We start from the raw sequence: 18,449 nt of genomic DNA on the forward strand, positions 1-18,449 counted from the left end.
GTGTCTGAGCAATCTGCGCATGTGAACGGCAAGTGTTTTGAAATCTATGGCGGTAAAATTTCAATCGCGGATGGCTGGCGCACAGGCGAAATCAACGATAAAGGCGCACGCTGGGAAACTGGCGAACTAGGTGCTGTCGTGGATCAATTAATTGCTGACGCCCCAGCGCCACAACCAGTTTACGGGAGCTAGATCCACATGGATGCGGGTTTTTCCGAAGATCAAGAAATGATTCGAGAGGCAGCGGCGAGCTTCCTTACGGATTGGCAAGCAGCTGGCGGATTTCGCGCCATTGTAGACGCAGGCAAATCGCATGATGATGCCGCATGGCAGACGCTGGCGGCGGAGCTAGGCTTTGCGGGCCTGACGATATCCGAAGCAAATGGCGGCGCAGGGCTGAGCGATATTGAACGCGCTTTAGTCATGCAGGAAATGGGGCGGACATTGTTTATGTCTCCATTTTTTGCGACCTGCGTTCTCGCGACGGATGTATTGCAGGCGGTTGGTGGCGATGCGGCGAACGGGTTGCCTGTGATTGGGGCGGATGGCGGGAATTCGCTGACGATCATCAATGGCACCATTGAACGGGATCAGGCCGCGACTGACGAATTTCGAATTCTCAGCGTCGGCGGCGGGGCGGATCTCACGATTCAGGACACCGTCATTCAGGGCGGCGATCTGTAGCACTGCGTCCTGATTGGGTAACAGACCTTCGAGGGTTTTGATCTCCGCTTTGAGTTCACGTATTTTACGGCGCTCTTTACCAGACAGGGCAATACGCCGGGCGTTGGCGGCCCGTAACGAGCGCACTACGTTGAGTTTGTCAGGTGAGCCGACACTGGTAAATCCGGCGCGGCGTACTTCAAAACTGGTGGCATCCCGCAGTTGCTTTTTTATCATGTTGGGCAGTTCGAGGTCTTCGAACATAAAGTCGAGAAACTCTTCCTGATTGATCTGGAAGGTAAATTCGTCCTCGCCTTCGCCCTGATTACTGGCCTGTCCCTGGCCGGAGCCACCGCCGCCACCGCCTTCGGGACGCTTGATCTCGTCGCCGACAACAAACTCTTTGTTGCCGGGGAAAACCCGTTGACGGATACCGCCATTACCATGATGAAAGATCGGTTCAGTTATATCCTTGCTGGGGATACTGACTTCGCCGCCCTGATCAATATCACGGATGCTGCGGTTGTTGACTGCCTCTTCAACGGCCCGTTTGATATGTTTTTTATAGCGACGCAGAAAGCGCTGTCGGTTGACAGTGCTTTTCTTCTTCGCGTTTAGGCGGCGGTCGATGATATAGCTCATACAGCGCTCTCCTGATCAGACCCGGCATAGGCAAACCCCGTTACTGGGATTTGCGCACCCTGATGTACCATTCTGACAGCAGCCGAACCTGCTTCTCGGTATAACCGCGTTCGGTCATCCGTTTGACAAATTCGCTGTGTTTTTTCTGGTCTTCAGTGGATGCTTTCGGGTTGAAGGAGATCACGGGCAGAAGGTCCTCGGTGTTGGAGAACATCTTCTTCTCGATCACAGTCCGCATCTTCTCATAGCTGTTCCAGGCTGGATTTTTACCATCATTTTCGGCCCGCGCACGCAGTACAAAGTTGACGATTTCGTGGCGGAAATCTTTTGGGTTGCTGATGCCAGCAGGTTTCTCGATCTTTTCCAGCTCTTCGCTGATCGCTTGTCGGTTGAGTATGTCGCCGGTATCCGGATCGCGGTATTCCTGGTCCTGAATCCAGAAATCAGCATAGGTGACATAGCGGTCAAAGATGTTCTGGCCGTATTCAGAATAGGACTCGAGATAGGCGGTCTGAATCTCTTTGCCGAGGTATTCAATATATTTGGGCGAGATGTACTCTTTCAGATAGCCGATCAGCTTGTCATGGGTCTCCTGCGGGAACTGCTGCTGTTCGATCTGCTGTTCCAGCACATACATCAGGTGCACCGGGTTGGCGGCGATCTCGGTGGAGTCGAAGTTAAACACCTTAGAGAGAATCTTGAACGCAAATCGGGTGGATATACCCTCCATCCCCTCATCGACACCGGCGTTATCTTTATACTCCTGCATCGATTTCGCTTTAGGGTCGGTATCCTTCAGATTTTCACCATTGTAGATGCGCATCTTGGAGTAGACGTTAGAGTTTTCCGGTTCTTTCAGTCGCGACAGCACGGTAAACTGCGCCAGCATATTGAGTGTGTCAGGTGCACAGGGGGACTGCGCCAGCGAACTGTTTTCGAGCAGTTTCTCGTAAATTTTAACCTCTTCAGAAACCCGCATGCAGTAGGGAACTTTGACAATATAGACCCGGTCGATAAAGGCTTCGTTGGTCTTGTTGTTCTTGAAGGTCTGCCACTCCGATTCGTTGGAGTGGGCCATGATGATGCCGTCGAAGGGGATGGCTGCCATCCCTTCGGTGCTGTTGTAGTTGCCTTCCTGAGTGGCGGTCAACAGTGGGTGGAGCACCTTAATCGGCGCTTTAAACATCTCGACAAACTCCATCATCCCCTGGTTGGCATGACAGAGCGCGCCGGAGAAACTGTAGGCATCAGGATCGTGTTGCGGGAACTCTTCCAGCATGCGGATATCCACTTTACCTACCAGACTGGAGATATCCTGGTTGTTCTCATCGCCGGGCTCGGTTTTAGCCACCGCGATCTGGTTGAGTATGGAGGGATAGAGTTTCACCACCCTGAACTGGGTGATATCGCCACCAAACTCATGCAATCGCTTGACCGCCCAGGGGGACATCAGACCCTTAACATAGCGTAGCGGGATGTTGTATTCCTCTTCAAGAATCGCACCATCCTCGAGCGGATTAAACAGCCCCAGTGGTGATTCATGAATCGGTGATCCCTTAATGGCATAGAAGGGGATATGTTCCATCAGCGCTTTAAGGCGTTCCGCCAGAGATGATTTACCACCCCCCACCGGACCTAACAGATAGAGAATCTGTTTGCGTTCTTCGAGACCCTGGGCCGCGTGTTTAAAGTAATCGACAATCTGCTCGATCGCATTTTCCATACCGTAGAATTCGAAGAAAGCGGGATAGCGCCGGATCATTTTGTTAGAGAAAATTCTGCTGAGCTGAGGGTTGCGCGAGGTGTCGACCAGCTCCGGTTCACCGATCGCAGCGAGCAAACGTTCGGCTGCACTGGCGTAGGCCATCGGGTCGGTTTTACAGATTTCGAGATACTCCTGGAGGGAATATTCCTCTTCTTGCTTGGAGTCATAACGCGCTTTATATTTTTCGAAAATACTCATATGCCACCTTCCTGCTATATCTGACTCGGTTCGGCTACCTTCGCTTATAGCCTGAAACTCACTCAGGGCTCATAACATCATCTCTCGCTATTTCTTTGATTCAGTTTAGTTCATGGTTAACCTGCGTGTAGCAAATCTGGAAAATTTTTTATCCTCGTTCTGGTGAATAGATAGGTTATTAACTAATTGATTCCTCGGTCAAATCGTCTATCACTGCCCGCATAAAGCGTGCTGCTTCACCGCCGGTTGCTGCACGGTGATCAAAGGTCAGCGACAGCGGCATTACCCGCCGTATGGCTATCTCTCCTGCTACGGGCATTACCTGGTCGCGGATCACCCCCGCCCCCAGAATGGCAACAGTAGGCGGTACAACAACAGGACTGGCATAGCGTCCCGCGATGGTGCCGAAATTACTCAGGGTTATCGTGCCCCCTTGCAGTTCTGCTGGCGGAATAGTGCGCTTGATGACGTCTTCTCGCATACGGTTGAGACCCGCGCGGATATCCTCCAGAGAGCGATTGCCAATATCGCGGAGCACCGGAACAAACAGCCCCTGTTCGGTATCCACCGCGACCCCGAGGTTAATTTGAGACAGCACTCTTCGTGCCAGTTGCTGCCCATCGAACCAGGTGTTGAGCGCCGGTTCTGCTTTGCAGCCCGCTGCCACGGCGTGTATCAGGCGCATGGTAATATCCTCGCCTGCGGCCCAGGCATTGATATCAACATCTTCATAGAGAGTCACCGGAACGACCTCGGCATGGGCCAATGCCATATTTTTGGCCATCTGTTTGCGAACGCCCCTTAATGGTGCGGCTTTGCCGTGGGTACGATCCGTTTTCGCCCTGCGCTCGATATCATCACTGGTGAGCTGGCCGTCACGACCGCTGCCCTGAAGGTTTTCGGTGTCGACATCGAGACGGTTTGCCAGCGAGCGTACCGCCGGTGTCATCTTCTGACTATGTGCCCGGGTGCTGGGGGCTGCGCCGATAAAAAAATCATCATCCGGGCGGTTGCTGGTTTCTCGTTTCAGCACCCCAACCACGGTACCACTGTCATCCTCTTCCCCGGCAAACTCCAGTAACGGCTCGCCGGTGTGAATCGTGTCGCCAGCCTGACCGAACAGGTGGGCAATTACGCCATCCTGAGGCGAGGGGATTTCGATAATCGCTTTCGCCGTTTCAACGGTGGCTAATATCTGGTCGGTGGTAACGCTGTCCCCCTCGCTGATCATCCATTCAACAATTTCAGCTTCGGGTAAGCCTTCCCCAAGATCCGGTAGCTTGAAATATTTCATGAGAACTCCAGTGTAGCCGTGACCGCATCGATGATATCGGCGGTGTTGGGCAGATAGTGGTTTTCCATTCGGTAGTAGGGCATGACGGTGTCATAACCGGTGACCCGTGCAACGGGAGCCAGCAGACTGAGCAGGCCACGCTCGGCGAGGGTGGCGGAGATCTCTGCGCTAACAGCACAGCTTTTAGGCGCTTCATGGATAATCACGCAGCGACCGGTTTTTGCCACCGATGCCAGAATAGTTTCGTGGTCGATAGGGTTAAGGGTGACGACATCAATCACCTCACAGCTGATCCCTTGTCCCGCCAGCTGGTCCGCCGCTTCAAGGGTCTCTTTAATCATCGCACCCCAGCTGACCAGGGTAATATCGGCGCCTTCCCGCAGGGTATAACAGCTATCCAGCGGCAGTGCCTCGCCATTGTCTTCGACCGTCTGAGCATTCAGTCGGTAGATGCGTTTTGGCTCCAGAAACAGCACCGGATCGGGATTACGAATCGCGGCCAATAGCAGCCCGTAAGCGCGTTTAGGTGAGGAGGGGATGACAACCCGGAGTCCGGGAATGTGGGCAAACAGCGCCTCGGTGCTTTCGGAATGGTGCTCTGGTGCATGGATGCCACCGCCGAAAGGTGCCCGCAACACCATCGGACAGTGCAGCCGCCCACGGGTGCGGTGACGCAGGCGGGCCGCATGACAGATGATGTGTTCCATGGTAGGAAAGATGAAGCCCATGAACTGAATCTCCGCCACAGGTTTAAGCCCCTGGGCCGCCATGCCGATTGAGAGACCCGCGATCATCGTTTCTGCCAGCGGGGTGTCGAGCACCCGTTTGATACCAAACGCTTCTTTCAGGCCAACGGTAGCGCGGAATACGCCACCATTTACACCGACATCCTCTCCCAGAACGATAACGGAAGAGTCCCGCTGCATCTCAGAGCGCAGAGCGAGGTTAATCGCCTCGATCATCGTGATTGGCTTATTCATGATGATTCCCTCCCGGTTGAGCATTGCGAATCAGTCGTTGACGCTGCTCTTGCAGTGCATCAGGCAGCTCGGCATAGAGGTAATCGATCAGATCTTCGACCGGCTGGGCGGGCTGTTGCAGAAAATCGTCCAGTCCCCGTTGAATGATCTGGCTGACCTCTTTCTGCCAGGCGGTTTCCTGCAGTTCATCCCACCATTGTCGTTGATGCAGAAAGGTTTGCAGACGTTTGATCGGTTCCCGTTCCCAGGCGGCTTTGAGTTCATCGTTACTGCGGTAACGGGTGGCATCATCGGCGGTGGTATGGTCTGAGAGGCGATAACTGATGGCTTCGATCAGGGAGGGGCCTTTCCCCTCACGGGCCTGTTTCAGCGCTGCAGTGATCGACTCGTGCAGCGCGATGACATCATTGCCATCCACCTGTTCACCGCGTATTCCAGCGCCGATCGCTTTCTGTGCCAGGGTCGGCGCGCCACACTGGATAGAGCGGGGCACCGAAATCGCCCACTGGTTATTGTTAACCACAAAGACCACCGGTAGTTGCCAGACTCCTGCCACGTTCAGCGCTTCAAGGAAGTCGCCCTTTGAGGTCGCTCCATCGCCACAGACGGTCACTACAGCACGTTTTTCTCCCCGTATTTTGATGGCGGTGGCGACACCGGCGGCGTGCAGTGCCTGAGTGGCAATCGGCACCGAGTTGGGAAAATCCTCGCCCATCGCCGGTGAAGCGTTACCCCGCTCATCGCCGCCCCAGTAACTGAGCATGTCTGCCAAAGACAGCCCCCTGAGCATCTGTAGTGCGTGGTTGCGATAATAGGGCACCAGCACATCGTCGCGCTGCATCAGATCGCCGAGTACTACTTCGATTGCTTCGGCCCCCAGCAGCGAGGCATAGGTGCCCATCTGCCCGGTGCGTTGCAGGGCGATAATCTTGTTGTCCAGCTGCCTTGCCAGCACCATGTTGCGGTAGTAACGCACCAGTGTGTCGGGTTTTTCTGTCCAGTCGGGCAGTGGCTGAAGCGGTTTGCCGCTCTCAGAAAGGAACTGACTGTAACTGATCTGCGCCTGATAGATGGTGTCCATAGCGGTCTCCTTACGCGGCCTGATAGGGTTTCAGACTGGCCTGACGGATGATCGTCTCTGCTCTCAGATCGGCCGTCAGGCTGGTGGGTTTTTGCTCCGCGTCGGCGTGTTTATAAAGTTCCAGCAACGCGTCATAGATCGAATCAACTTTCTGGCGGATAACCGACTCATGATGACGGGCATGGTTGAGGGCGACGAAGATAAGTCCGCCGGCGTTAATCAGATAATCAGGTGCATAGAGAATTGCCCGCTGGCACAGGGCATCACCCATGCTGTCATCTGCCAGCTGATTATTGGCTGAGCCTGCGACAATGGCACAGTTGAGTCGGTTGATGGTAGAGGGGTTGATAACGGCACCGAGTCCACAGGGGCAGAAAATGTCGGCAACAACATCGTAGATGCCGTCTGCTTCAACCGTTATTGCATTAAACTCAGCGGTTGCCCGGGCAACTTTCTCAGCATCGATATCGCTGACGGTGAGTCGCGCCCCGGCATCATGCAGCAGACTTGCCAGGGCATAACCAACATGACCCAGCCCCTGAATGGCGACATGAATATTGTGCAGGTCGTCGCTGCCAAAACGGAACTTTGCGCTGGCGCGAATACCGGCAAATACGCCGAACGCGGTAGAGGGGGATGGATCACCCATCTCCCGGGTGCAGGTGACGTAAGGCGTGTTGAGAGCGATGTTATCCATATCACTGATCTGGGTACCGCTATCCATCGCGGTAATATAACGCCCGCCTAAGCTGTCAACAAAATGGCCAAAGCTTTGCATCAGCCGGGTGCGGTCAAACAGACCTGAGGGTTTTATGATGACTGACTTGCCACCCCCGTGGGGTAGCCCTGCCAGGGCGGCTTTATAACTCATCCCTTTGGCCAGCCGGATCGCATCGGTTATCGCAGTCGCATTGTCCGGATAATCAATGAAGCGGCAGCCGCCAATGGCCGGGCCGCGAAAAGTGTCGTGAATGGCGATAATCGCCTGCAAACCGGTCTCCGAATCCTGCCAGAAATGCAGATCCTGTAAACCGGCGCTTTCCATCTGTCTAAACATGACGGGATCCTCCGTACGCGTTTCAAACCTGGAGCTACCTGAAATGGTTTGGGAATAGCTGAATAACCGCTATCCCTCATGCTGAATTGGCGATCTTTTGGATCGGCAAATCACTAATGTCTCTCTTTTGGATAGCACAGTCTGGCAGAAAGTTCAGCCTGACAGATCAGGGGAAATTATTTTTTGACGGGTTGTGGATGAGCGCTCAGGTTTTGCTGCGGCGCATTAATGTCAGTATCGGTAAGGGGTTAACGGCAGGCGGCTGCAATCTTCAGTGCCGTTGAGATTGGATAAAAATATTTTTCATAAATATTTGTTCTTGAATTAGCCTGAAAGGTTGCTAGCTGATAGACGATGAGTTGTTATTTGCTATTATCATCGACGAATTTTGCAGAAATGAGGGCTTTCTTCATCCAATAGTCTAAAGCCTGACATATATCAGCCGTAAACAGGCTCAAATTAGTCGTAGGTGCCAGATTACAGCTGCAAACTCCAGCTTTATAGGTATAATTCGGCTAACGTACTGTTTCTGTCGTAGTGTAGGTCTGTAATCTGAGTTATGAAAAGCCTCCTTTTTATACCCGTAGTGAAGCCATATAAGAGCGTGTTACTGTTATCTCTGTGTGCTTTATTGCCGTTAAGTGTTCAGGCTGAAGATACTTCCTTGAATCTGGATCAGGAAACGCTGCTGCTTGCCAGCCTGGGTGACCTGCAGCAGAATCAGATGACCGGGGCGATGGATAAACTACGTGCGCTGCTTAAAGAACAGCCTGATTTTAAACTGGCACAACTGATCTATGCCGACCTGATGGCAGCCCAGGTGGGTACCATCAGCTCTATGGGCAACAATGACCAGACCGATCAGAAAGCACTTCAGGGGCTGATCTCTGAAGCTCGCGCCCGTATGAGTGTGGATCGTTATAAGCCTAAATCAGACACTATTCCCGGCAGTTTGCTGCAGATGTCTCCTAACCAGAAACATGTGATTGTTGTTGATACCAACCTGTCCCGTCTGTATCTGTTTGAAAATCATGAAGGTGTGCCGAAACTGATCAGGGATTACTACGTTTCCTATGGTCGGGGGGGGGTTGATAAACGCGTGAGAGGCGATTTGAAAACACCTCTTGGCGTTTATTTTACCACCGGACGGCTGACGGATGAGCAGTTACCTCCGCGCTATGGCTCCGGGGCATTGCCGATTAATTATCCGAATGCCTGGGATCAGCGTCTTGGCAATACCGGCAGCGGCATCTGGGTGCATGGCTCACCTAAAGATACCTTTAGTCGCGCTCCTCAGGCCAGTGAGGGGTGTCTTTCTCTGAGTAACAATCACTTTACTGAACTTGACCGGATTGTTGATCTGGGAGAAACACCGGTGCTCATCGGTACCGGTTTTGAGTGGCTTGATGAGGCTAACTGGAAACAGAAGCAGAAAGCATTTAACCAAGTGGTTGATAGCTGGCGTAAAGACTGGGAGAGCCGTAATACAGAAACCTATCTGAGCCATTATTCAGAAGAGTTTAATAACGGTGAAATTGGCTTTAAACGATTTGCTGACCACAAACGACGGGTAAACAGTAACAAGTCATTTATTAATGTAGATATTGAAAATCTGAGTATCTATCAGCATCCGGATAATCCGGATCTGTTTATTGCTACTTTCACGCAGAACTATAAGAGTGATAATTACAGCAATAGCAGCGTAAAACGTCAGTACTGGATTAATGAAGCGGGGCGGTGGCGCATCGCCTACGAAGGTGAGCCACAAAAGGGTAAGCCTTAGATTAAAATAGATCAACCGTGACAGAAAGCCCCTGATTAACAGATCTGTATACGTATAAAAAAAACCGCCGTTGGCGGTTTTTTTATTGCTGAATTACAGGGTTGTTTCTGTAACGATTTTCCAGTGACCGTTTTCCTGAGTCAGGGTCAGGGTTTTATAAACTTCATCCTGATAGGTGTCGGACTGATATTTCTGCAGGAACACCGAACGTACCTGACCATCGCCCGCTTCAGCCAGGGAGATATCGGAGATCTCGACTTTAATGAAGGAGGGCTTGCTGAGGCGAGTCTGACGACCCCATACCCACTGTTTGTGGGTTATGCCTGCTTCCGGGGTGTATTCAGCCGTGTAAAAATTCAGATAGGCCGGAACATCCTGGGACGCCCATGAAGTGGCCCAGTTGCTGATCATCATCTGTATCTCAGCTTTTACTGCATCACTCAGCAGAGGCCCGTTGACAGGCTTAACCGCTGCGGTTACCTGAGGTTGGGTCTCGCTTGTTGCCTGAGTACTGGCTGTGGCCGTCTCCGTAGCCGTAGCCGCCAGATCTGCCACCTTAGATTCGGTTGCAGGCTCAGCTGGCTGCTTGGCAGGAACGATACCTTCAGATTTATCCCGTTCCTCAACTACTAATTCGTCTTTTACGTCAGGCTTTGGCTCAGCTTTTGAAGCCGCTTTTGTTTCAGTCAGAAGAGCAACTTGTTGTGGTGGAGCCGCAACAGGTGTGGCTGTTGCCAGGATTGTCTGCGTTGAAACAGGCTGATAGACCTGATCAAGAACACCCAGATCGGCTCGTGGCGCTTTTTTTCCATTATCCAGATTGAGTGCCCGGTTATAGGCCTGTGTCGCCAGGGCGGCGTAAACCGCTTTCAGGTTTGTCTGTACCTGGGCATAACTGGGGTGGGTTTCGAACGCCTTTAACAACGTATCGACCGCTTTATCATTGTCACCTTTGCGGGCATAGACTGCTGCCAGGTTGTTGTAGGGTTCCGGTGAGTCCGGATAAAGGGTGATCAACTTACTGAAAAGATCAGTCGCCTCATCCAGTTTATTTTGATTGATCAGTGAGATTCCGTAGAGCAACCAGCCGTTCGGATCTTTCGGGTTTGTGACCAGATAATCGTTCACCCGATCAAACGCACCTTTCATATCGCCTTTGTTCTGGAGTTTTTTCGCCTGTTTCAGCTCGCTTGCCAGCAGTTTGGCATTAAACTGTATTTTCTCACGCAGCTTATCTGAATCAGGCTGATCGGGTGTCGCCAACGTACCGCTTTGGGCCTGCTGTTCATCGGCCATCCAGCGATTCAGTTCTTTCAGTTTCGCATCAATATCAGATTGTTTGGCCTGAAAAGTATCCGCTTTGGCACAGTCATAGCCATTTTGTTCGCCTGCGCTCTGACAGAAACTGTTGGACTGTTGGGCTGCAGCTACAACAGATATAGAACCAGTCAACAGTCCTATAGCCAGTGCCAGGGTCAGTTTGCGGGTACCGTTCTTTATCATCAGGGGGTTCCATTCAGGATTAATCAGACATCAATCGATTAGTGTCTGGCGATTATAACTGGAAAAAGGCTGTGAGAAAGCCCATAAATAACAAACAGTTTATATAAAAAACGTAACTGAAAAGCTCAATTAAAAAGCTCAACTAAAAAGCTCAGCGAACAAGCTCAACTAAAAAGCTCAGCTAAAAAAACAGTCACGATGAGTGACTGTTTCTGTTCTGACACTGAGGTTTACTGTTGTTCCCGTGCGATCGCCCGGTAAGCGATGTCATCACGGTAGTACACCCCGTTCCAGTCGATCTGCTTAACCAGTTCATAAGCACGTTGCTGGGCTTCGGTTACGCTGTTACCCATCGCCGTAGCGCAGAGCACCCGTCCACCATTGGTGACAACCTGACCCGCTTTTTCAGCAGTACCCGCATGGAACACTTTAGTGCCTTCGGCAACCTGTTGTGGCAGGGTGATAACATCGCCCTTGGTGTAATCACCAGGATAACCGCCCGCGGCCAGAACCACACCGACCGCGCAGCGTGGATCCCACTCTGCAGTGGTCTGATCCAGTTTGCCGTCCAGCGCAGCATCACAGAGTTCAACAATGCTGGACTTCAGGCGCAGCATGATGGGCTGGGTTTCCGGATCGCCAAAGCGGCAGTTGTATTCGATCACTTTAGGGGTGCCGTCCGCCATAATCATCAGACCGGCATAGAGAAAACCAACATAGGTGTTGCCTTCCTCTGCCATCCCTTTAACGGTTGGCAGAATCACCTCATCCATAATGCGCTGGTCAATCTCTGGTGTGACAACCGGAGCGGGAGAGTAAGCACCCATACCGCCGGTATTCAGACCGGTATCACCGTTGCCAGCCCGTTTATGGTCCTGGCTGGTGGCCATCGGCAGGACGTTAGTACCGTCAACCATGACGATAAAGCTGGCTTCCTCTCCATCAAGAAACTCTTCGATCACTACTCGACTGCCGGCATCACCAAAGGCGTTACCGGCGAGCATATCCTGCACAGCATCTTCAGCTTCCTGCAGCGTCATCGCTACGATAACCCCTTTACCCGCCGCCAGGCCGTCCGCTTTGACAACGATAGGCGCACCTTTTTCACGCAGATAAGCCAGTGCCGGCTCAATCTCGGTAAAGTTCTGGTAACTGCCGGTGGGAATCTGCTGGCGCTCAAGGAAGTCTTTGGTGAACGCTTTAGAGCCTTCCAGCTGCGCGGCACCTTGTGATGGGCCAAAGCAGCGCAGACCTTCACGGGTGAAGCGGTCAACAATCCCTTCAACCAGTGGCGCTTCAGGTCCGACAATGGTCAGTGCGATACTGTTCTGTTGGGCAAATGCAACCAGCGCGTCCTGATCCATCGCATCGATGGCAACGTTTTCCAGCTTCGGCTCGAGGGCAGTACCGGCGTTACCCGGCGCAACAAATACTTTGCTAACCTTGCTGTCTTTGGCTGCCTGCCACGCCAGAGCGTGTTCGCGGCCGCCGGAGCCAATCACTAATACGTTCATATCTCTACCTTAATTCTTTAATCGTCCAATAACAGAAGAGCCAGTTAAACTGGCTCTTGTGCTGTTGATCTTCTTAGTGGCGGAAGTGGCGCATACCGGTGAATACCATCGCCATGCCATGCTCGTTGGCTGCGTCGATCACTTCCTGATCGCGCATTGAGCCGCCCGGCTGGATAACGGCTTTAATACCGGCGGCCGCAGCAGAGTCGATACCATCACGGAAGGGGAAGAACGCATCCGATGCCATTACCGAACCTTTGACTTCCAGACCTTCGTCAGCCGCTTTGATACCGGCGATCTTAGCACTGTATACGCGGCTCATCTGGCCTGCGCCGATGCCGATAGTCTGGCCGTTTTTGGCATAGACAATGGCATTGGATTTAACAAACTTAGCCACTTCCCAGCAGAACAGCAGATCACGGATCTCCTGTTCAGTTGGCTGTAGTGTGGTGACCACTTTCAGTTCACTGACATCCACCATGCCCAGGTCCTGATCCTGAACCAACAGACCACCATTGACGCGTTTGTAATCAAAACGCTTGGCGCGATCAGCAGACCACTCGCCGCAGGCCAGCAGGCGAACGTTGGGTTTAGTGGCGACGATATCAGAGGCTTCCTGAGTCACGGACGGCGCGATAATCACTTCGACAAACTGACGCTCAACAATCGCGTGCGCGGTGGCAGCATCCAGCTCACGGTTAAAGGCGATGATACCGCCAAACGCAGAGGTAGGGTCGGTCTGGAACGCTTTGTTATAAGCCTCCAGTATATTTGCGCCAACGGCTACGCCGCATGGGTTGGCGTGCTTAACAATAACGCAGGCCGGTTCCTGGAACGGTTTAACACATTCCAGCGCAGAGTCGGTGTCCGCAACGTTATTGAAAGACAGCGCTTTGCCCTGCAATTGACGGGCCGTGGAGACGCTGGCTTCAGAAGGGTTAGCTTCAACATAGAAAGCGGCTTTCTGATGCGGGTTCTCGCCGTAACGCATCTCCTGTGCTTTAACAAACTGAGTGTTAAAGGTGCGCGGGAAATCAGCCGGTTCATCGACGCTGCCATCGGTGATAGCGCCCAGGTAGTTGGCGATCATGCCATCATAGGCGGCGGTGTGTTCGAACGCCTGAACCGCCAGATCAAAACGGGTCGGGTGAGTCAGACCCTGGTTTTTATCCAGTTCAGCGATGATGCGGTCATAGTTGTCAGCAGACACGACGATGGCAACATCTTTATGGTTTTTTGCAGCAGAGCGAACCATGGTCGGGCCGCCGATATCGATGTTTTCAATCGCCAGGGGCAGATCGCAGTCCGGACGGGCGATGGTCTGTTGGAACGGGTAAAGGTTAACCACCACCATATCGATCGGGGTGATGCCGTGCTCGTTCATAATGTCATCGTCAATACCGCGACGGCCCAGAATGCCGCCGTGTACTTTGGGGTGCAGGGTCTTAACACGACCATCCATCATTTCCGGAAAACCGGTGTAGTCAGATACTTCAATAGCCGGAATATCGTTTTCTTTAAGCAACTTGTAGGTGCCGCCGGTGGAAAGAATCTCAACACCGCGCTGGCTCAGTGCCTGGGCGAATTCAACGATACCGGATTTATCAGACACACTGATCAGTGCGCGACGGACCGGAGTGATTTTCTGCTCTGCCATGGTTTTGTCTTCTGAGTTTAAGTTAAAAAAATAATCGTTTACAGTAAGCCGTACTGCTTAAGTTTCTTGCGCAGGGTGCCGCGGTTCAGACCCAGAAGTTCAGAAGCCTTGGTCTGGTTGTCCCTGGTATAGGTCATAACGGCTTCAAACAGTGGGGCTTCAATCTCTGCCAATACCATCTGATATACATCAGTAACAGGCTGGCCATCAAGTTGACGAAAGTAGTTATGCATAGAGACCTGCACACTGTCACGCAGAGTGCGTTCCTGCACGTCGATGTTTTCTAATTGTGTTACTTGTGTATTCAATGTCTTGTTATCCACTTGCATTAACCTAAAAATTGAACCGATATTCAGGCAGCAGCGTCTGCCGTGTCCGAAGCGATGAAAAATGATCGGATTGCACTTTGCTGAAGTTCGGTTTCTTCTATCTGATTAAACTCATTTCTGAAACTGTCTGAGTTTTGGGGTCGCGCTTGGCCCTGTCGGTTTTTCATGTACCAGCCAACATGTTTGCGGGCAATGCGAATGCCTGCATAGTCGCCATAAAAACGATACAGCGCCTGCAGATGTTCTAGCAATGTATCCCGGACCTCTTCAGCGGTCGGGGAGGGCAGCACTTTGCCTGTTGAAAGGTAATGATTTATCTCACGAAAAATCCAGGGATTTCCCTGCGCGGTTCGACCCAGCATCACCGCATCTGCGCCGGTGTAATCCAGCACCTGTCGGGCTTTTTCCGCAGAGTTGATATCACCGTTGGCAAACAGGGGGATATCGATTGCCTGGCGAATACGGGCGATGGTGTCGTACTCAGCATCACCTTTATAGCCACAAGCCCGGGTGCGGCCATGTACCGCCAGGGCCTGAATGCCGGCGTCTTCCGCAATGCGTGCAATGGTTTCACCATTACGGCTTTGCGGGTCCCAGCCGGTACGGATCTTCAGGGTCACCGGTAGCTCGACTGCAGCGACGGTGGCCTGGAGAATGTCCCTGACCAGTTTTTCATCTTTCAACAGGGCAGAACCAGCCGCTTTGTTACAGACTTTTTTTGCCGGGCAACCCATATTGATATCAATAATATGAGCGCCATTTGCAGCATTGAGCCGGGCAGCCTCGGCCATCATCTCAGGATCACCACCGGCGATCTGGACAACGTTGAGGCTGTCATTCTGGTCTTTCTGTAAACGCTGGCTGGATTTTCGGGTGTGCCATAGACGGGTGTCTGCGGTGACCATCTCAGAAACCACCATGCCTGCACCCAGTTGTTTACACAACCGGCGGAAAGGCAGGTCGGTTACACCGGCCATCGGTGCCAGGATAACCTGACTGTCAATGGTGTGCTGTCCGATTTGAAACATGGCCAACCCCGAATTTAGAGAAATAGCTGCCTGTGGCTATCAAAATGATAACCGCTGTACTGCTGTTTGGAAGGCGGACAATAATACTCTTTCAAGGGGGGAGGGCCAAGGACTTTTTGATGGTTTTTTGATCATATTGTTGTTGCAAAATGTGTTACAAAATGATCAGAAACTGTGAAATGAAATGGCGTAAAGTGCAGTCAGCAGAGTGCAAGGGGCGTTTTTTAATCGCTTACAGCCCTTTGTTCTGGGGTGCTGGCGCCTTTAAGGCGATTTCATAGCTGAGTGCCCGACGACCGGGATCGAGAATGTCGAAATGTATCTCTGCGGTTTGTCTGGCAGGTATCTTCAGTGTGTTATCCAGGTCGGTGTCCAGGTAGTCTGCAGGTTGAAATAGTCGCTGGCTAATCAGCGTGCCCAGCCGGTCGGAGAAGGATAGCTGAATCGCCGGAAAGGGTTGCGCAAGCTCCGCCTGGTTTTCCAGTAATAGATTGACGCTCAGGGTTCCCTGATAGTCGGGGTGTTGCATGATGGTCAGTTTGCGGGTGCTTATCTGATCCAGCATGATCGGTGTATCAAGGTGACAGGGCAGATGCTGGCATGCCAGTGAGTAGAGCGGGATTAGTTCAGCATAGCTGCTGAGTTGCTGGCGGTTAAACCAGAGGTATTGCCCGGCCAGCAGGGTGATTGCCAGCAAGGAGAGAACCGCCCAGCCGATTCTGAAACGGGGCTTCTCCCGGGTTGTCCGGATCATCACCGGTTCGGCACGAAAGGGTGTACGTGGCTGTGAGTTGACGGTACTCGCCGCAGGCGGCAGGCGGATAGCGTCGTTGGCCGAGATTGAATCATTGTCAGGCTCCGGCGTGGGGTCCGGCTTCGACTCTGACAGAGGCTCTTGGGCCTGTTCTGCTGCTTGTTCTGGCTGTTGTACCTGTTTCTGTTCTGATTTGGGTTCGGGTTTGGGTACTGATTCAGGTTCTGCGTCAATTAATGAGATTTGTTGCAGTTGTTCTTCTGGCTCAGGGTGCGCTGTGCCTTGTAGTAGCTCACTGACTGGCTGATCCAGATTTTCCTCATCGTTAGCGATAGGGTGTGTCTGGCCCTCTTCCTGCCTGAGTTCAGGAGTCTGCTCCTGTACCTCAGAGGGTGCTGCAGTGATCTCTGCGAAATCGGTATCTGTTTGCCATAGCGCCTCATCGGATTCATGCTGGCGCTCAGAGCTTGGTTCAGAGCTTGGTTCAGAGCTTGGTTCAGGTATGGATTCAGGCAGCGGTTCTGCTTGAGACGTTGTTAGTGGTTCAAATGCCGCTTCCGGCTGTGGCTCAAAGTTTGACTTATAGTTTGGCTCATACAGCGGTTCCGGCGGTGGTTGAAAATATGTTTGCGGCGGCTCATATAGCGATTCGGGTTGAGGCTCAACCTGCTGTTGAGTTACCCGCTGTGTGAGTTGCCCGGGCAGTTGTTCAGGGAGTTGTTGTTTTGAGTCTTGATCGTGAGTCTGCTCAGCGGCTTGCGTTATCGGCTCTGCTATCGATTCTTCTATCGGCCCAGGTTCGATATCAGGTTCGATATCAGGTTCGATATCAGGTCCGATATCAGGTTGTGCATAACGTTTATCATACCCCTCAGCAGGCCGGGCAGGTGGACTGAAGGGAGGGATCTCAATTTCATCAAACAGCGGGTCTTTATGACGCTGGTCCAAAGCATCGGAGTGCTCAAATAGCGGCTCCGGCTGCTCCAGTTGAGCCATAAGATCACCCGGATGCCCTTCAAAAAAGTCCTCAAGGGAATTGCTAAACGGGTGATTCTCAGGGTCGTCAACAGGGCTGTCAATAATGTCCTGGAGATCATCACAGCGATGAACCTGAGCATTAAACACGTCAAGACATGCACCACAACGCACCTTGCCGCTGGCAATTTTCAGCTGCCCCTGGGTGACCTGAAAGCGCGTGTGGCAGGCCGGGCATTCGGTGATGATGTTGTGGCGCATGTTAAGGCCCGGTTAGCGCTTAATACCGGTAATACGGATCCAGCCCTCTTTCTCGGTGACCGGATCAAGATCAAATGCGCCACTGTAGGCGTCACGCAGTTCGGCTTCCTGATCTGCCAGTAGTCCGGAGAGAATTAGCTGACCGCCGGTTTTGCACAGTGACGTCAGGGTCGGGGCGAGTTGCACCAGCGGCCCGGCAAGAATATTGGCCACTACCAGATCGGCCTGGTCTTTAGGTGCCCGTTCCGGGAAATATACCTGCAGGCGATCTTTAGGCAGATTATTGCGTTGCAGGTTATCCAGACTGGCATCGAGTGCCTGAGGGTCTATATCCACGGCGGTAACATGGTTGGCACCGAGCAGCAGGGTGGCGATCCCCAGAATGCCGGAACCGCAGCCATAATCGACCACCTGTTTGTCATCCAGTTGAAGTGAATCGAGAAATTCCAGGCAGAGCGCTGTGGTGGGGTGGGTTCCGGTACCAAACGCCAGACCGGGGTCGAGCATCAGGTTGACGGCATCGGGTTCGGGTACCGCTTTCCAGCTGGGGCACACCCACAGGCGGTTACCAAACTTCATCGGGTGGTAATTATCCATCCATTCCCGTTCCCAGTCTTTGTCTTCCAGAATCTCTGTTTTCATCATAGGAAAGGGCGCGTTGGGGAATAGCTGAGCATGGGATTCATGCAGAAATGCCTGAGTGGCATCCAGATCGTGATCAGCCGAAAACAGCCCGGTCAGTACGGTGTTGCTCCACAGGGGAGTGGTTCCCAGGTCGGGTTCAAAGATCGGTGTGTCTTCACGATCCTGAAGGGTTACGGCGGCGCAGCCAGCAGCGAGCAGCAGGTCTTCGTACTGATCAGCATTATCAGGCAGGACATCCAGTTTGATCTGTAACCAGGGCATCTTATTTTCCTTATAACCAACGATATGTAGTCTTTATAGCAAGAGCGGCAAACGAAAAA

General features: G+C 52.5%; 15 protein-coding genes and 2 pseudogenes. 4 read left to right on the plus strand and 13 right to left on the minus strand.

All coding sequences use genetic code 11. From position 1 onward, the window contains the following. Positions 1 to 192, plus strand: a pseudogene (locus Q0499_RS03440) (short-chain dehydrogenase); the annotation flags it as partial. Positions 193 to 228: 36 nt separating this feature from the next. Continuing rightward, positions 229 to 450, plus strand: a pseudogene (locus Q0499_RS23655) (acyl-CoA dehydrogenase family protein); the annotation flags it as partial. Here Q0499_RS23655 and Q0499_RS03445 read toward each other — a convergent pair. The 6 genes from Q0499_RS03445 to Q0499_RS03470 all read right to left on the minus strand — a co-directional run bounded on the left by Q0499_RS03445 (position 418) and on the right by Q0499_RS03470 (position 7,680). Then, positions 418 to 1,305 carry a DUF444 family protein gene (locus tag Q0499_RS03445; protein WP_299196045.1) on the minus strand — a complete coding sequence of 296 codons (888 nt, stop codon included), beginning with the start codon at positions 1,303 to 1,305 and terminating at the stop codon, positions 418 to 420. The pseudogene Q0499_RS23655 and the gene Q0499_RS03445 overlap by 33 nt on opposite strands. A 40-nt stretch (positions 1,306 to 1,345) precedes the next feature. Continuing rightward, entirely contained in the window at positions 1,346 to 3,268 is a 1,923-nt protein-coding gene (locus tag Q0499_RS03450; protein ID WP_299196047.1) for a PrkA family serine protein kinase, read from the minus strand. 178 nt (positions 3,269 to 3,446) lie between these two features. After that, positions 3,447 to 4,562: a dihydrolipoamide acetyltransferase family protein gene (locus tag Q0499_RS03455; protein WP_299196049.1), complete on the minus strand. Its 1,116-nt coding sequence runs from the start codon at positions 4,560 to 4,562 to the stop codon at positions 3,447 to 3,449. Further along, entirely contained in the window at positions 4,559 to 5,542 is a 984-nt protein-coding gene (locus Q0499_RS03460) for an alpha-ketoacid dehydrogenase subunit beta (protein WP_299196051.1), read from the minus strand. Before Q0499_RS03460 ends, Q0499_RS03455 begins: the two co-directional genes overlap by 4 nt. After that, a complete protein-coding gene (gene pdhA / locus Q0499_RS03465; protein ID WP_299196053.1) occupies positions 5,535 to 6,623 on the minus strand; it encodes a pyruvate dehydrogenase (acetyl-transferring) E1 component subunit alpha in 1,089 nt (362 codons plus the stop codon). The genes Q0499_RS03460 and pdhA overlap by 8 nt, the downstream gene beginning before the upstream one ends. 10 nt (positions 6,624 to 6,633) lie before the next feature. Then, the gene (locus Q0499_RS03470; RefSeq protein WP_299196055.1) at positions 6,634 to 7,680 is read right to left on the minus strand and encodes a Glu/Leu/Phe/Val dehydrogenase family protein; all 1,047 of its coding nucleotides are present in this window, start codon (positions 7,678 to 7,680) and stop codon (positions 6,634 to 6,636) included. 664 nt (positions 7,681 to 8,344) lie between these two features. Between Q0499_RS03470 and Q0499_RS03475 the strand changes: the two genes are divergently transcribed. Beyond that, a complete protein-coding gene (locus Q0499_RS03475; RefSeq protein WP_299196057.1) occupies positions 8,345 to 9,463 on the plus strand; it encodes a L,D-transpeptidase family protein in 1,119 nt (372 codons plus the stop codon). A 93-nt stretch (positions 9,464 to 9,556) separates the two neighbouring features. Here Q0499_RS03475 and Q0499_RS03480 read toward each other — a convergent pair whose 3' ends face one another. The 5 genes from Q0499_RS03480 to dusB all read right to left on the minus strand — a co-directional run bounded on the left by Q0499_RS03480 (position 9,557) and on the right by dusB (position 15,500). Next, positions 9,557 to 10,966: a tetratricopeptide repeat protein gene (locus Q0499_RS03480; protein ID WP_299196059.1), complete on the minus strand. Its 1,410-nt coding sequence runs from the start codon at positions 10,964 to 10,966 to the stop codon at positions 9,557 to 9,559. A gap of 230 nt (positions 10,967 to 11,196) precedes the next feature. Further along, entirely contained in the window at positions 11,197 to 12,480 is a 1,284-nt protein-coding gene (gene purD / locus Q0499_RS03485) for a phosphoribosylamine--glycine ligase (RefSeq protein ID WP_299196061.1), read from the minus strand. Positions 12,481 to 12,553: 73 nt separating this feature from the next. Beyond that, positions 12,554 to 14,137 carry a bifunctional phosphoribosylaminoimidazolecarboxamide formyltransferase/IMP cyclohydrolase gene (gene purH / locus Q0499_RS03490; protein WP_299196063.1) on the minus strand — a complete coding sequence of 528 codons (1,584 nt, stop codon included), beginning with the start codon at positions 14,135 to 14,137 and terminating at the stop codon, positions 12,554 to 12,556. 38 nt (positions 14,138 to 14,175) lie between these two features. Beyond that, a complete protein-coding gene (fis, locus tag Q0499_RS03495; RefSeq protein ID WP_296056583.1) occupies positions 14,176 to 14,466 on the minus strand; it encodes a DNA-binding transcriptional regulator Fis in 291 nt (96 codons plus the stop codon). 23 nt (positions 14,467 to 14,489) lie between these two features. Then, entirely contained in the window at positions 14,490 to 15,500 is a 1,011-nt protein-coding gene (gene dusB / locus Q0499_RS03500; RefSeq protein WP_299196066.1) for a tRNA dihydrouridine synthase DusB, read from the minus strand. Between dusB and Q0499_RS03505 the strand changes: the two genes are divergently transcribed. After that, entirely contained in the window at positions 15,493 to 15,672 is a 180-nt protein-coding gene (locus tag Q0499_RS03505; RefSeq protein WP_299196068.1) for a hypothetical protein, read from the plus strand. The two genes, dusB and Q0499_RS03505, sit on opposite strands and share 8 nt — an antisense overlap. 54 nt (positions 15,673 to 15,726) lie before the next feature. Here Q0499_RS03505 and Q0499_RS03510 read toward each other — a convergent pair whose 3' ends face one another. Both Q0499_RS03510 and prmA read right to left on the minus strand, forming a co-directional pair. Beyond that, positions 15,727 to 17,484 (minus strand): DUF3426 domain-containing protein, encoded by a 1,758-nt coding sequence (locus Q0499_RS03510; RefSeq protein WP_299196070.1) that lies wholly within the window; start codon positions 17,482 to 17,484, stop codon positions 15,727 to 15,729. A 12-nt stretch (positions 17,485 to 17,496) separates the two neighbouring features. Then, positions 17,497 to 18,390 (minus strand): 50S ribosomal protein L11 methyltransferase, encoded by an 894-nt coding sequence (gene prmA / locus Q0499_RS03515; protein WP_299196072.1) that lies wholly within the window; start codon positions 18,388 to 18,390, stop codon positions 17,497 to 17,499. Positions 18,391 to 18,449: the final 59 nt, after the last annotated feature.

It is taken from the genome of uncultured Amphritea sp., assembly GCF_937127095.1.
In the GTDB taxonomy this organism is placed as follows: Bacteria; Pseudomonadota; Gammaproteobacteria; order Pseudomonadales; family Balneatricaceae; genus Amphritea.

Bases quoted from the DNA above. Each gene is read 5' to 3' on its own strand.
- Q0499_RS03445 (WP_299196045.1), bottom strand. From the start codon at position 1,305: ATGAGCTATATCATCGACCGCCGCCTAAACGCGAAGAAGAAAAGCACT.
- Q0499_RS03450 (WP_299196047.1), bottom strand. From the start codon at position 3,268: ATGAGTATTTTCGAAAAATATAAAGCGCGTTATGACTCCAAGCAAGAA.
- Q0499_RS03455 (WP_299196049.1), bottom strand. From the start codon at position 4,562: ATGAAATATTTCAAGCTACCGGATCTTGGGGAAGGCTTACCCGAAGCT.
- Q0499_RS03460 (WP_299196051.1), bottom strand. From the start codon at position 5,542: ATGAATAAGCCAATCACGATGATCGAGGCGATTAACCTCGCTCTGCGC.
- pdhA (WP_299196053.1), bottom strand. From the start codon at position 6,623: ATGGACACCATCTATCAGGCGCAGATCAGTTACAGTCAGTTCCTTTCT.
- Q0499_RS03470 (WP_299196055.1), bottom strand. From the start codon at position 7,680: ATGTTTAGACAGATGGAAAGCGCCGGTTTACAGGATCTGCATTTCTGG.
- Q0499_RS03480 (WP_299196059.1), bottom strand. From the start codon at position 10,966: ATGATAAAGAACGGTACCCGCAAACTGACCCTGGCACTGGCTATAGGA.
- purD (WP_299196061.1), bottom strand. From the start codon at position 12,480: ATGAACGTATTAGTGATTGGCTCCGGCGGCCGCGAACACGCTCTGGCG.
- purH (WP_299196063.1), bottom strand. From the start codon at position 14,137: ATGGCAGAGCAGAAAATCACTCCGGTCCGTCGCGCACTGATCAGTGTG.
- fis (WP_296056583.1), bottom strand. From the start codon at position 14,466: ATGCAAGTGGATAACAAGACATTGAATACACAAGTAACACAATTAGAA.
- Q0499_RS03505 (WP_299196068.1), top strand. From the start codon at position 15,493: ATGGCCAACCCCGAATTTAGAGAAATAGCTGCCTGTGGCTATCAAAAT.
- Q0499_RS03510 (WP_299196070.1), bottom strand. From the start codon at position 17,484: ATGCGCCACAACATCATCACCGAATGCCCGGCCTGCCACACGCGCTTT.
- prmA (WP_299196072.1), bottom strand. From the start codon at position 18,390: ATGCCCTGGTTACAGATCAAACTGGATGTCCTGCCTGATAATGCTGAT.